Annotated in this window: 13 protein-coding genes; 6 read left to right on the plus strand and 7 right to left on the minus strand. The window is 52.8% G+C overall.

Translation table 11 applies throughout. From position 1 onward, the window contains the following. Positions 1-41: 41 nt before the first annotated feature. Entirely contained in the window at positions 42-1,100 is a 1,059-nt protein-coding gene (degS, locus tag EHV07_RS20805) for an outer membrane-stress sensor serine endopeptidase DegS (RefSeq protein WP_147200029.1), read from the plus strand. Between the two features lie 27 nt (positions 1,101-1,127). Here degS and mdh read toward each other — a convergent pair whose 3' ends face one another. Then, positions 1,128-2,063 carry a malate dehydrogenase gene (gene mdh, locus EHV07_RS20810; protein WP_147200030.1) on the minus strand — a complete coding sequence of 312 codons (936 nt, stop codon included), beginning with the start codon at positions 2,061-2,063 and terminating at the stop codon, positions 1,128-1,130. Positions 2,064-2,509: 446 nt separating this feature from the next. Here mdh and argR point away from each other — a divergent pair, with 446 nt between their 5' ends. From argR to yhcN (EHV07_RS20830), 4 genes are all read left to right on the plus strand, one after another. Then, complete coding sequence (gene argR, locus EHV07_RS20815) at positions 2,510-2,980, plus strand: transcriptional regulator ArgR (RefSeq protein ID WP_147200031.1); 471 nt, start codon at positions 2,510-2,512, stop codon at positions 2,978-2,980. Positions 2,981-3,410: 430 nt separating this feature from the next. Continuing rightward, positions 3,411-3,674 carry a peroxide/acid stress response protein YhcN gene (gene yhcN, locus EHV07_RS20820; RefSeq protein WP_147200032.1) on the plus strand — a complete coding sequence of 88 codons (264 nt, stop codon included), beginning with the start codon at positions 3,411-3,413 and terminating at the stop codon, positions 3,672-3,674. A gap of 102 nt (positions 3,675-3,776) precedes the next feature. Beyond that, positions 3,777-4,043 (plus strand): peroxide/acid stress response protein YhcN, encoded by a 267-nt coding sequence (gene yhcN / locus EHV07_RS20825; RefSeq protein ID WP_147200033.1) that lies wholly within the window; start codon positions 3,777-3,779, stop codon positions 4,041-4,043. A gap of 92 nt (positions 4,044-4,135) precedes the next feature. After that, positions 4,136-4,399, plus strand: coding sequence for a peroxide/acid stress response protein YhcN (yhcN, locus tag EHV07_RS20830; protein WP_147200034.1), 264 nt, complete (start codon positions 4,136-4,138; stop codon positions 4,397-4,399). A 77-nt stretch (positions 4,400-4,476) separates the two neighbouring features. On the opposite strand, the gene EHV07_RS20835 is transcribed toward yhcN (EHV07_RS20830), so the two are convergent. The 5 genes from EHV07_RS20835 to aaeX all read right to left on the minus strand — a co-directional run bounded on the left by EHV07_RS20835 (position 4,477) and on the right by aaeX (position 9,638). Next, positions 4,477-4,740 (minus strand): hypothetical protein, encoded by a 264-nt coding sequence (locus EHV07_RS20835; RefSeq protein WP_147200035.1) that lies wholly within the window; start codon positions 4,738-4,740, stop codon positions 4,477-4,479. Positions 4,741-4,791: 51 nt separating this feature from the next. After that, positions 4,792-6,246, minus strand: coding sequence for an NAD-dependent succinate-semialdehyde dehydrogenase (locus tag EHV07_RS20840; RefSeq protein ID WP_174822369.1), 1,455 nt, complete (start codon positions 6,244-6,246; stop codon positions 4,792-4,794). 285 nt (positions 6,247-6,531) lie between these two features. Then, entirely contained in the window at positions 6,532-8,490 is a 1,959-nt protein-coding gene (aaeB, locus tag EHV07_RS20845; protein WP_147200037.1) for a p-hydroxybenzoic acid efflux pump subunit AaeB, read from the minus strand. Positions 8,491-8,494: 4 nt separating this feature from the next. Further along, complete coding sequence (gene aaeA, locus EHV07_RS20850; protein ID WP_147200038.1) at positions 8,495-9,427, minus strand: p-hydroxybenzoic acid efflux pump subunit AaeA; 933 nt, start codon at positions 9,425-9,427, stop codon at positions 8,495-8,497. Positions 9,428-9,434: 7 nt separating this feature from the next. Beyond that, positions 9,435-9,638: a p-hydroxybenzoic acid efflux pump operon protein AaeX gene (gene aaeX, locus EHV07_RS20855; protein ID WP_024966634.1), complete on the minus strand. Its 204-nt coding sequence runs from the start codon at positions 9,636-9,638 to the stop codon at positions 9,435-9,437. Between the two features lie 261 nt (positions 9,639-9,899). Between aaeX and aaeR the strand changes: the two genes are divergently transcribed. Beyond that, the gene (gene aaeR / locus EHV07_RS20860; RefSeq protein ID WP_147200039.1) at positions 9,900-10,817 is read left to right on the plus strand and encodes an HTH-type transcriptional activator AaeR; all 918 of its coding nucleotides are present in this window, start codon (positions 9,900-9,902) and stop codon (positions 10,815-10,817) included. Between the two features lie 82 nt (positions 10,818-10,899). Here aaeR and tldD read toward each other — a convergent pair whose 3' ends face one another. Continuing rightward, the gene (gene tldD, locus EHV07_RS20865) at positions 10,900-12,345 is read right to left on the minus strand and encodes a metalloprotease TldD (RefSeq protein WP_147200040.1); all 1,446 of its coding nucleotides are present in this window, start codon (positions 12,343-12,345) and stop codon (positions 10,900-10,902) included. Between the last annotated feature and the right edge of the window lie 36 nt (positions 12,346-12,381).

The raw sequence follows: 12,381 nt of genomic DNA on the forward strand, positions 1-12,381 counted from the left end.
TGCTATCCTGCCCAACGTTTATTCATTCAGCGTATAAAGCCATGTTTCCTAAACTCTTGCGTTCAGTGCTTCTTGGCCTTGTTGTGGCGGGCTTACTGCTGGCTGCTGTCCCTGCGTTACGCATCGGCAGCAATTTTATCATGGCCAAAGATGACAGTGCCGACCAGGCACCTGTTAGCTACAATCCGGCCGTGCGCCGTGCCGCGCCTGCGGTGGTGAATGTGTACAATCGCAGCGCTAACGCGTCGGCCGATAACCTGGAAATTCGCACCCTCGGTTCCGGTGTCATCATGGACGGTCGCGGTTATATTCTGACCAACAAGCACGTTATCAACGATGCCGATCAGATTATTGTCGCGCTTCAGGATGGCCGCATTTTTGAAGCCATGCTGGTCGGCTCCGATAGCCTGACCGACCTGGCCGTGCTGAAAATTACCGCCTCCGGCCTGCCTGTTATCCCGATCAATACCAGACGGATCGCCCATATCGGCGATTTGGTGATGGCGATTGGTAATCCTTACAATATTGGGCAAACCGTTACGCAGGGAATTATCAGCGCAACCGGCCGCGTTGGGTTAAGTCCTTCCCGTTATCAAAACTTCCTGCAAACCGATGCTTCAATCAACAAAGGCAACTCCGGTGGCGCGCTGATTAATTCTCTGGGCGAACTGATGGGTATTAACACGCTTTCTTTTGATAAAAGTAACGACGGTGAAACGCCTGAAGGCATCGGCTTTGCTATTCCTACCGCGCTGGCGGCAAAAATTATGGATAAGCTGATTCGCGACGGCCGGGTCATTCGTGGCTTTATTGGCATCAGCGGCCGTGAAATCCCGCAGGTTCATGGACAGAATCCGGGTATCGATCACGTTCAGGGGATTGTCGTAACCAATGTGGCGCAGGGTGGACCTGCCGCGAAGGCTGGCCTACAGGTCAATGATGTGATCACCAGCGTGAACCATAAACCGGCGGTCTCTGCGCTGGAAACCATGGATCAGGTAGCGGAAATTCGGCCAGGTACGGTGATTGAAGTCGAGATCATCCGCAGCGATCGCAAAATGACGCTGCCCGTGACGGTTTTGGAATATCCGGGGAATTAAGGATGGGGCCAGCTGGCCCCATCACGATTACTTAACGAACTCTTCGCCCTGAGTAATATCTTTTTTCAGCGTATCCAGCATGCTGTCCAGCGCCTGCTGTTCAAAAGCGCTCAGTGTGCCGATCGCTTTACGTTCTACAACGCCGTTTTTACCCAGCACCACCGGTTGCGCAAAGAAGCGTGCATACGCGCCGTCACCTTCCACATAGGTACATTCAACCACGTTGCTTTCACCGTTCAGCGCCCGTACCAGTGACAGACCGAATTTGGCCGCCGCCTGGCCCATCGACAGCGTTGCCGATCCGCCACCGGCTTTTGCCTCTACCACTTCCGTACCCGCATTCTGAATACGCTTGGTCAGATCGGCGACTTCCTGCTCTGTAAAACTCACGCCAGGGATCTGGGAAAGCAGGGGCAGAATGGTCACGCCGGAATGGCCACCGATCACCGGGACATTAATTTCTGCCGGATTTTTACCTTTCAGTTCCGCAACAAAGGTGTTGGAGCGGATAATATCCAGCGTGGTAACGCCAAACAGCTTGTTTTTATCATAAACGCCGGCTTTTTTGAGCACGTCAGCAGCAATGGCTACCGTGGTATTTACCGGGTTAGTAATAATGCCGATCAGCGCTTTTGGACATGTACTGGCCACCTGTTCAATCAGGTTGCGGACGATACCCGCGTTGACGTTAAACAGATCGGAGCGATCCATACCAGGTTTACGCGCCACGCCAGCTGAAATCAGCACGACGTCGGCACCTTGCAAAGCTGGCGTGGCATCTTCACCACTAAAGCCTTTAATTTTTACCGCTGTAGGGATGTGGCTTAAATCGACGGCCACACCAGGCGTAACAGGAGCAATATCATACAGAGAGAGTTCTGAACCTGCGGGAAGCTGGGTCTTAAGCAGAAGAGCGAGGGCCTGGCCAATACCGCCAGCTGCGCCGAGAACTGAAACTTTCATCCTAAACTCCTAATTATTTTGCAGATAAATTGCCGGAAATCCATCTGGTTACACACAAAATGACCTGAAGGTCTGAGCGATAATACTCACCGGAATTGCGCTAAGGCGCAGAGTATACGATGAAGCAGAAAAATTTGACCGCGTAACATCAATAAATAACTGGAAGCGATGGTTAACCGACAGGCGATGCGTTCCGATTCCAGATTACCCCTTTAATACTTAGCACAACTACATCAACTTAATAACAATTCGTTCACTTTTTGTGCGTCAAATCAAGACGCCGGAAAATTTTTTTTCGCAGATGAATTTTGTTAGACTGCCGCCGCCCGGGGGAATACACGCTTTAAACAGCAAGTTCCTGTTTGCATAAAAATTCACTTAATTGCATAATAATGTAATAACCCATCACGGGCCTTCCCAGTTTCCTGACTTTTAGCGAAAACCTTATGCGTAATCCATCAAAACAAGAAGATCTGATTAAGGCGTTTAAGGCCTTATTAAAAGAAGAAAAATTCAGTTCTCAGGGCGAAATCGTCGCTGCACTGCAAGAACAGGGCTTTGACAATATCAATCAATCCAAGATTTCCCGCATGCTGACCAAGTTTGGCGCTGTTCGTACCCGTAACGCCAAAATGGAGATGGTCTATTGCCTGCCTGCCGAACTTGGCGTGCCGACCACCTCCAGTCCGCTAAAGAATCTGGTTTTAGATATCGATCACAATGATGCAATGATTGTGATTCATACCAGCCCAGGCGCGGCGCAGCTTATCGCCAGAATGCTGGATTCACTGGGTAAACCGGAAGGCATTCTCGGGACCATTGCCGGTGATGACACTATTTTTATTACTCCAGCACGTCACGTAACTATTCGCCAGCTGCGTGATTCGGTGCTGATGCTGTTTGAACAAGAGTTATAAGCCAGCCTCTGCCTGCCACGGCTCGTCCTGACGAAATCCCTGCAAACATAACCCTGTCTTAGAGCTGGCGCATGCCAGCTTTACATTATTATTGCCCTGTCGATGCCAGGACAGCATGATACACTAGTCTTACGGCCTAAAAGCGGCGTTTCAAACCAGACACTCCCGTCTCATAGTGTGATCAACCATAAATTAGCGCACAAATGGTTAAATTCACATATCTGCATGTTATTCCACATATTTAACAGAAGATGAGCAAGATATAAGCATTTTTTATAACTTAAGGTTATTAAAAGGTGGCTTATTGCTTAAGTTTCCCAACAAAAAATTATTAGCATGCTATTAATTTTTTACGTTATTAGATCTATACTTATTTTCGTGATGTGAGTCACACAAAAATTAGATAAAAAAAACGACGAGGAAAAATATCATGAACATTAAAACTACCATCGCGGCAGTAAGCCTGCTTTCAACACTGTCATTTGGCGCCTTTGCAGCAGATTCTATCAACGCCGATCGGGCGCAGAATATGCAAAACATCGGCACTATCAGCGTGAGCGGCGTGAGTGGTTCACCGATGGATATCAACGCCAAACTGAACCAGAAAGCGGAAGCTCAGGGCGCAACGGCCTATCGTGTCGTAGAGGCTTATAACAACGGCAACTACCATGCGACCGCAGAACTGTACAAATAACCGACCTTTTACCTTTGTAAGACTGTCAGACGATAACCCCAAGAATAATAAATGCTTTTTAGCCCTTTCGGTTATCGCCCACCCCTATTGGAGCGTTTTATCATGAAAACATTATCTCTTGCTGTACTGAGCCTGGCCGCCGCTGTTTCCTTCGGCGCCAGCGCCGCTAACCTGGTAACCGATCAGCAGGTTGCCAGTCAAAATCTGCAATCCATGGGTACCATCAGCGTCAGCGGTATCGATGCTGCACCGACCACGATTCGCCAGCAGCTGTCTGAAAAAGCCGATGCGCAGGGTGCAACATCCTATCGGGTGATTGAGGCCTACACTAACGGCAACTACCACGCGACTGCAGAACTGTATAAATAAATCCGGTGACGAGCGGGCGAAGGCCTGCACGTAAGATTGACGACCTGATCAGGTAGAACCCGCGGGTTGTTGAGCATAATGAGGATAACATCATGAAAATCAAAACAACTGTCGCTGCATTAAGCCTGCTGTCTGTGATCGCTTTTGGCGCTTCTGCGGCAAAATTAGTTGATGCACAGCAGTCAGAGAATCTGCAATCTGTGGGAACGGTAAGCCTGAGCGGTGTGACCGGTGCGCCGATGGATATCCGTCAGCAACTGTCGCAAAAAGCAGATGAGCAAGGTGCCAGCGCTTATCGGGTTGTCGAAGCCCGTCGTGACAACAACTGGCATGTTACCGCAGAGCTTTATAAGTAATTCCTCGTCGACCGTGTCGAAAACGGTCACTGACGAACCCTTTGGCCCCGCTCGCCGGGGCCCTTTTTACCGCTGCATTACCGAATGTTGAAGCGGAGCTGCCCCTCCAGCTCCTCTTCAGCTTCATCAAATAACAAAATGAGCGCGCCATAGCGGCGTCTTTGCCCCGTGCCCAAATGAATAAACGCGATCTCTAACGGTAGCGGCAACGCATTCACCACATCCCATAAAGTATCCAAATCCGTTATTAGCCGATCCGCCAGCGCAAAACGCTCGCTGAACTGGCGAAAGAAATGTGACTGATCAACAATTTCATTAAAATCGAAAATCTCTGTTCTCATAGGGCCGCTCCACAGGGCAAACGGTGGACGACACAATGGCCGCCCGGTGAGTTACAGTCCCCCGATATGCAGGGCTTTCACTTCTAAATATTCCTCAAGACCCAGTACCGATCCTTCACGACCTAATCCCGATTCCTTGACGCCGCCAAACGGTGCTAACTCGGTTGAAACAGCGCATTCATTGACGCCAACCATACCGCTTTCCAGCGCAGCTGATACACGGAAAACGCGTTGCAGGTTTTGCGTATAAAAGTAAGCGGCCAGGCCAAATTCGGTATCGTTAGCCCGTCGGATAACGTCCTCTTCCTCTTCAAAGCGGAAGCAGGCGGCAACCGGGCCAAAAGTTTCTTCTTTTGCCAGTTTCATCTTCTCACTGGCATCGGCGATCACTGTCGGTTGCCAGAAGTTGCCGCCAAGTGCGTGGCGTGCACCGCCAGTAACAATCCTGCCACCAAGAGCCAGCGCATCTTTCACGTGCTCTTCCACTTTTTCCACCGCAGAAGCTTCAATCAGCGGCCCAACCACGACACCGTCATCCATGCCGTTGCCTACCTTCAGCTTACTCACCTCTTCCGCCAGCTGGCTGACAAAGCGTTCGTAAATGCTGTCGTGGATATAAAAACGGTTCACGCTAACGCAGACCTGACCCGCATTACGGAATTTATTAGCGATAGCGCCTTTTACGGCAGCATCAATATCTGCATCGTCAAAAACGATATAAGGCGCGTTGCCGCCAAGCTCCATCGATACTTTTTTCATCGTTTCTGCGGCATTGCGCATCAGCAATTTTCCCACCTGCGTGGAGCCGGTGAAGGAAATTTTCCTGACGGCTTTACTGGCCATGATCGCATCGCTGATCGCGCTGGTATCGCCCGCAACGGCGTTAAGAACGCCATCCGGCACCCCTGCCTTTTTCGCCAGGGCTAACAGAGCGAAAGCGGAAAGCGGGGTGTTATTGGCAGGTTTGATAATGCCGGTACAACCCGCAGCGAGCGCAGGTCCAAGCTTACGAGTCAGCATCGCCATCGGGAAATTCCATGGCGTAATAGCGGCAACGACGCCAATTGGCTCACGCGTTGCCAGAATGCGCGATCCTGCTTTGGCGGGCGGGATGATTTCACCGTTGGCACGCTTAGCCTGCTCGGCAAACCACTGGATAAAGCTGGCGGCATATTCGACTTCGCCTTCGGCTTCTTTAACCGGTTTTCCCTGTTCAGCGGTCATTAGCTTGCCCAGCCAGGCTTTGTTCTCAATCATCAGCTGATACCAGCGATAAAGGATCTCACTACGCTCTTTCGCCGTTTTCGCTCGCCAGGCGGGAAACGCGGCTGAAGCCGCCGCAATAGCCTGCTCGGTTTCCTGTTTGCCTGCACGGGCAACCTGAGCAATCGTCTCGCCAGTGGCGGGATTTAATACGTCAAACGTAGAGGCGCAGCGCTGCCAATTGCCGTTAATAAAGTAGCCGGTTTGAAATAAGTCGTTGTCCTGAAGGAAGGATAAGTTCATCGTTTTCTCCTGTCGGTTTGCCATCCTGATGGGGTAAGTATAGATGGCGACAGGATGACGGACCGGGAGAAACGCAGGAAAGCGGCAGATACTCTGGTGATGGCCGTGAGCTTATTGACACAGTGCTGGCGTGAGGAACAGGAGCCTGCCACAAAGACGCAGAAAGCGGCGTCCCTGCCAGCTCGGCCTGGGCCGTCCATGGCCCAGGCCGCTTTGTTCCGGGCCCCTGTTCCTCGCGCTTTGAGTGTGCCAAAAATCTGTGACGACTGGCTGAACTCCCGGCACTCAGATTTGAATCAGCGTGTTTTGGTATTTTTTCAGCACGTGGGCGAGGCGCTGTACCGGTTCGGTGACGCCGAGTGGCGCTTCGTAGCGTTGCAGCTTGTCCTGATAGATATCCAGTTCGGTCAGCAAGCGCTCAAAATAGTGGCGGCGTTTTGCATCGCTTCTTGCCGCAATCACATGGTCGGCAGTGTGACGAAGCTGCTTATGGAATGCAGAAAGATCGCTGTTAACCGGGATCTCAGCATCACGTAAACGTTGATGCCCCACAATCAGCGTCAGCGCCACGCGGAATTTATCCACATCGCCAGGAAAGATATTCAACAGCATAAACAGTTGCTGATAAAGCGCGGGCAAATGATTTTCACGCCGCCTTGCCTGATTGGTAGTCATCGCCGCCACCGCAGAATACATAAAGCGATTAAGCAACGTGCGACCGATACGTGCTTTCGACGTGTCACGGATTAACAGGATGACCAACAAGGCCAGAAAACAACCAATGGCCTGCCCTAACGCGTTATCCAGAAATGCGCTGACGTTAAAGGTCATCGGGTTATCCAGCGTCAGGATGTTGATGGTTCCCACCAGCGCGCCCAGCGTGCCAATCTGCCGACGTTGAATCAGTAAGCCACCGATAAACGCCATCACGCCCAGTATGATACAGAGCAACAGCATACTTTGTTGCGTCGCGGGCATCAGCACCATGTAATAGAGCGATCCCAGCGGAATAGCGACCACCATGCCGTACAGAAAATCTTTCGCCATCATTAACGGATTCGGCATGCGCATTGCCAGCGCGGTAATCACCGCCAGCATGACCATTGCGCCACTGCCTGAAGTCCAGCCGCTCCAGAGCCAGAACAGTGAACCGATGGAGGTAGCCACAAACGTCCGGATCCCGTTGATCAAGGCGTGACGCGTTTCTGCCGAGCGCATTTTTACCACCGGCTCACCCGCCAGCACGCCCTCTTCCATCCCGCTGATCCTGCTGTTGGTGTGGATCCCTTTCATCAGCAGCAGATAGCGTGACGCGGCCCCCACCCAATTACGGATCGTCACCGGCGTATTTTTACTGCCGCTGGCGGTAATGACCCGCCGCATGATCTTCATCCGCTTGTGGATATCACCAATATTGTCGACCGGTTTTTCGAAGAAGAGATGAAACTGCGGCGGGACATATTCCTGGCGGGTGTTCTGGATGAGAAACGTTTCGCAAGCCTGGGTAATCAGCGTCAGAGAAAGCGTGTTCAGCGCCTGTAAACGCCGGTTAACGTTCTGCCAGCGTGCGGATTCCATCATCAGATGGGTGCGCATGCCGTTCAGTGCGGCAGTGCGACGTACCAGACCGGTCCAGGCTTTATCCACCTCTTCTTTGTCGGCATGCGCCACGCAAAGCTGCATCAGCTTATAGTGATCCACCAGCAGGCCATCGATAGCGCGATCGATATCCTGCTTGATTGAGCGAGGTGAAAACAGCATGTCGGCCAGAATGGCGCAAACGATGCCGATGATAATTTCGCTACAGCGTTCTACGGCAAACTGCGGTGCCAGCAGCAAAGAACCGTTGGCATCCACGCTGACCACGATAATCAGCGCGGTATAGCCTGCAAGTCCCAATGCATAGGAGTTTTCGACTTTGATAAGCGAGGAGAGCCAGACGCAAAAACCGGCCCACAGACAGCAAAGCAGCAGCATCACGACGGGCGCGCGAATGGTGGCGATCATAATCGTCAGCGCGGCAATACAGCCAAGAAAAGTGCCGACAATACGCAGCAGGCCGCGATGACGCAGCGCGCCAGAAAAAGGATCGCCACCCGCTGCGAAAGCCGTACCGCCTGCGACGATACAGGCGGTCATTACCGCCCAGCGAGGCGTTTCCAGATTGAAGTGAAAACCGATCAGCAGCGCCAGCAGAATGGCAAAAGTGAGCTTGATCGGAAATCGCAGACGATACCACAACATAGGCTTAGCCGAACTCGCGCAGACGATGTATCAGCTTCATCATCGGTGACATCTCGCCCGACTGGCGATCTTTCTCGCCGGTGATGATTACCGTCGCCGTGGTGCCGGATGGATACAGATTGCCCGGCTGCTGATCCAGATGAATACGCACCGGCACACGCTGTGCCAAACGCACCCATTCAAGGTTGGAGTCGATGGTCGCCATACCTTTGCTGTCAACGGTGCTGCTGCTGTTGGTGACACCCGCAGCGATACTGTCGACGGTACCATGCAGCACGCGGTTGCTGCCCAGCGGGGTAATTTCAACACGGTAGCCCGGACGCACGCCGTCCAGCTTGGTTTCTTCCATATAGGCCAGCACGTAGAAGGTATGCTGCTGAACCAGCGCGACGGCTGTCGATCCGCGGGTAATAAACTCGCCGCCGTAAACGTTAAGGTTAGTCACCCAGCCGTCTGACGGCGCTTTCACCACGGTCCTTTCAAGATCCAGTTTGGCCGTGTCACGCGTGGCGACAGCTTTCGCCAGCTGATGCTCGGTGGTTTGATAATCATTATTTGCCTGCTCGATAGCCTCACGGGACATCGCTGAAACGCCCAGTTGGTTACGGCGTGTGGCTTCACGACGCTTTTCACTGACCAGCGCCTGATAATAAGCCACGTCCGCTTCGGCCTGGTTCAACGCCTGCTGATAACGCGGCTGATCGACCACAAACAGGACCTGGCCTTTCTTCACCAGCTGGTTGTCACGTACGCGAACATCGGTAATCAGGCCGCTTACGTCTGGCGCAATGGCCACTACGTCAGCATTAAATTTAGCGTCTCGCGTCCAGGGGGATTCGGTGTAGAACACCCAGGCACGGAAGATAAGAAGAACCGCAATAATGACCAGAATGATGGTAATGGCGAACCGGGAAATTTTTCTTGTTAACGCTTTCACTATGACCTCAGACAAACAATCGGGAAACCAGGTAGAACAGGCAGCAGTAGAGAGCTGTATTAAACAATGCAGGATGCCAGACCAGGTCATAGATTCCGGTAGGCGTGATCAGACGTCGCACCAGCCAGAACAGCATCAATGACACAATGATTTCAAAGAATATGGGCGGGAAGGAAAGCCCAAAGATCACAATAACCGGAAGCACACTCATCTCTTATCCTTGTCAGTTTACCAGGCGCTCCGCTCGTCAAACGCAACAAACCACCTCCCTTGCAGGGCGGCTTCTGCTTTACAGGTTGATAATGTCAGATTGATTATCATCACCGGCGCTCTATGAATAATAGCGTATTCAGGAGCCAGCATAATGGCGAGTTGAGTTACGGAATGGTAACCCGGCAATGCTATAGTAACGCGGCTGACTATCTGTTTTCTACCAAATGTGATCTAAATCACTTTTAAGCCAGAGTTAATAATGGAAAGAATGAAAGGTATGTCCGTCTTCGCACGGGTTGTCGAGTTGGGTTCGTTTACCGCAGCGGCCAATCAGCTGCAAATGAGCGTCTCCGCCGTGAGTCAGATTGTTGCCCGGCTGGAGGATGAGTTGCAGGTAAAACTGCTGAACCGCAGCACACGCAGCCTCGGGCTGACCGAAGCCGGTAAAATCTACTTTCAGGGCTGCCGTCGGATGATGTCTGAAGCGCAGCAGGTACATGAACAGCTTTACGCGTTTAATAACACGCCCATCGGCACGCTGCGTATCGGCAGCTCATCCACTATGGCGCAGAATGTGCTGGCAAACATGACGTCAGAAATGCTCAAAGAGCATCCTGGCCTGACGGTAAACCTGGTCACCGGTATCCCTGCGCCGGATTTGATTGCCGACGGACTGGACCTGGTGATCCGGGTAGGCGCCCTGCGCGATTCCAGCCTGTTTTCACGCCGCCTGGGTTCCATGCCGATGGTGGTCTGTGCGGCAAAAAGCTATCTGGCGCAGCACGGAACGCCGGACAAACCCTCGGACATCAGTAATTTTTCCTGGCTGGAATATAGCGTCAGGCCGGATAACGACTTCGAACTGACTTCGCCAGAAGGCCTCGCCATTCGGCTTTCACCTCAGGGCCGCTTCGCTACCAACGATTCACAAACGCTGATCCGCTGGCTGGTGGCCGGAACGGGGATTGCCTACGTGCCGCTGATGTGGGTAATAGAAGAGATTAACGCGGGCAAGATCGAAATTCTGTTTGCACATTATCAGTCCGATCCGCGTCCGGTTTACGCGGTTTATACGCAGAAAGATAAGCTGCCGCTCAAGGTTCAGGTCTGCATCAACTATCTGTCAGACTATTTCGATAAGGTGGCGGATGTGTATCAGGAGTACCGGCAGGAGTGAGGGATTTAGCATAGCGGCGGTGCGTCAGGGAATGCTTTTTAGCACATTCCCTGACCATGAACAGCTTAGGGTAGGCTGATTATCAGGCCGTACCTCCCACCGTCAGCTTGTCCAGCTTCAGCGTTGGCTGACCGACACCAACCGGCAGGCTCTGCCCTTCTTTACCGCAGACGCCCACGCCTTTATCCAGCGCCAGGTCGTTACCGACCATGGAAATCTGCTGCATCGCTTCAATGCCGGAACCGATCAGCGTTGCGCCTTTCACCGGTTTGGTCACCTTGCCGTTCTCAATCAGATAGGCTTCTGAAGTTGAGAAGACAAACTTGCCGGAGGTGATATCTACCTGGCCGCCGCCAAAGTTCGGCGCATAGAGGCCATATTCTACGCTGGCGATGATATCTTCCGGGGTGGATTTTCCTGCCAGCATGTAGGTGTTGGTCATACGCGGCATCGGCAGATGCGCATAGGATTCACGACGACCGTTGCCGGTAGGCTTAACGCCCATCAGGCGCGCATTGAGTTTATCCTGCATGTATCCTTTCAGGATACCGTTCTCAATCAGTACGTTGTACTGACCCGGGACACCTTCGTCATCTACCGCTAACGATCCGCGCAGTCCTTCAATGGTGCCATCATCAACCACTGTACACAGCTCAGAAGCCACCAGCTGGCCCATTTGCCCGCTGAAGACGGAGGTGCCACGGCGGTTGAAGTCACCTTCGAGGCCATGTCCTACTGCTTCATGCAGCAGAACGCCAGGCCAGCCCGCGCCGAGGACAACCGGGATGGTGCCTGCCGGGGCTGCAACGGCGCTAAGATTAACCAGCGCCATGCGCACCGCCTCGCGAGCCCAGGCTTCGGCACGGATTTCACCAGACTCGTCCGCGAGGAAGAATTCATAGCCGAAACGACCGCCGCCGCCGCTTGAACCGCGCTCGCGCTTGCCGTTCTCTTCTACCTGAACGCTGACGGAGAGGCGAACCAGCGGACGCACATCGGTAGCCAGCGTGCCATCAGTGGCGGCGACCAGCACCATTTCATAAACGCCGCTCAGGCTGGCGCTGACTTCCTGCACGCGCTTATCGGCCGCGCGTGCAGCCGTATCCACGCGATGCAGCAGCGCGATTTTATCTTCGCGGCTCAGGCTTTGCAGTGGATCAACCGTCGGATAAAGCTGGCGGTGCATAACGGCACCCAGCGTATGCGATTTGCCGTTGCCCTGCTCACGCACAATGCTGCGGGCTGCCGTTGCGCTCTGCGTCAGTGCATTCAGCGTAATCTGGTCTGCATAAGCAAAACCGGTTTTTTCGCCGCTGACCGCACGCACGCCCACGCCCTGATCGATGTTCCAGGAGCCGTCTTTAATGATGCGATCTTCCAGCACCCAGGATTCGTGGTAGCTGGACTGGAAGTAAAGGTCTGCGTAGTCCAGCTTGCGCTCAGAGAGCTGCCCAAGAAGGGAAAAGAGATCTTGTTGATTGATATTATTAGCAGTTAGTAACTGTTCACTGACCAGATTCAGACTCATGAATTCTCGCTCTGTTGGAGGAGCCAGTCACCGCTG

It is taken from the genome of Pantoea sp. CCBC3-3-1 (genome assembly GCF_007981265.1).
Classification (GTDB): Bacteria; Pseudomonadota; Gammaproteobacteria; order Enterobacterales; family Enterobacteriaceae; genus Erwinia.

Excerpts from the sequence above, each read along its gene's own strand:
- degS (WP_147200029.1), top strand. The coding sequence starts at position 42 with ATGTTTCCTAAACTCTTGCGTTCAGTGCTTCTTGGCCTTGTTGTGGCG.
- mdh (WP_147200030.1), bottom strand. The coding sequence starts at position 2,063 with ATGAAAGTTTCAGTTCTCGGCGCAGCTGGCGGTATTGGCCAGGCCCTC.
- argR (WP_147200031.1), top strand. The coding sequence starts at position 2,510 with ATGCGTAATCCATCAAAACAAGAAGATCTGATTAAGGCGTTTAAGGCC.
- yhcN (WP_147200032.1), top strand. The coding sequence starts at position 3,411 with ATGAACATTAAAACTACCATCGCGGCAGTAAGCCTGCTTTCAACACTG.
- yhcN (WP_147200033.1), top strand. The coding sequence starts at position 3,777 with ATGAAAACATTATCTCTTGCTGTACTGAGCCTGGCCGCCGCTGTTTCC.
- yhcN (WP_147200034.1), top strand. The coding sequence starts at position 4,136 with ATGAAAATCAAAACAACTGTCGCTGCATTAAGCCTGCTGTCTGTGATC.
- EHV07_RS20835 (WP_147200035.1), bottom strand. The coding sequence starts at position 4,740 with ATGAGAACAGAGATTTTCGATTTTAATGAAATTGTTGATCAGTCACAT.
- EHV07_RS20840 (WP_174822369.1), bottom strand. The coding sequence starts at position 6,246 with ATGAACTTATCCTTCCTTCAGGACAACGACTTATTTCAAACCGGCTAC.
- aaeB (WP_147200037.1), bottom strand. The coding sequence starts at position 8,490 with ATGTTGTGGTATCGTCTGCGATTTCCGATCAAGCTCACTTTTGCCATT.
- aaeX (WP_024966634.1), bottom strand. The coding sequence starts at position 9,638 with ATGAGTGTGCTTCCGGTTATTGTGATCTTTGGGCTTTCCTTCCCGCCC.
- aaeR (WP_147200039.1), top strand. The coding sequence starts at position 9,900 with ATGGAAAGAATGAAAGGTATGTCCGTCTTCGCACGGGTTGTCGAGTTG.
- tldD (WP_147200040.1), bottom strand. The coding sequence starts at position 12,345 with ATGAGTCTGAATCTGGTCAGTGAACAGTTACTAACTGCTAATAATATC.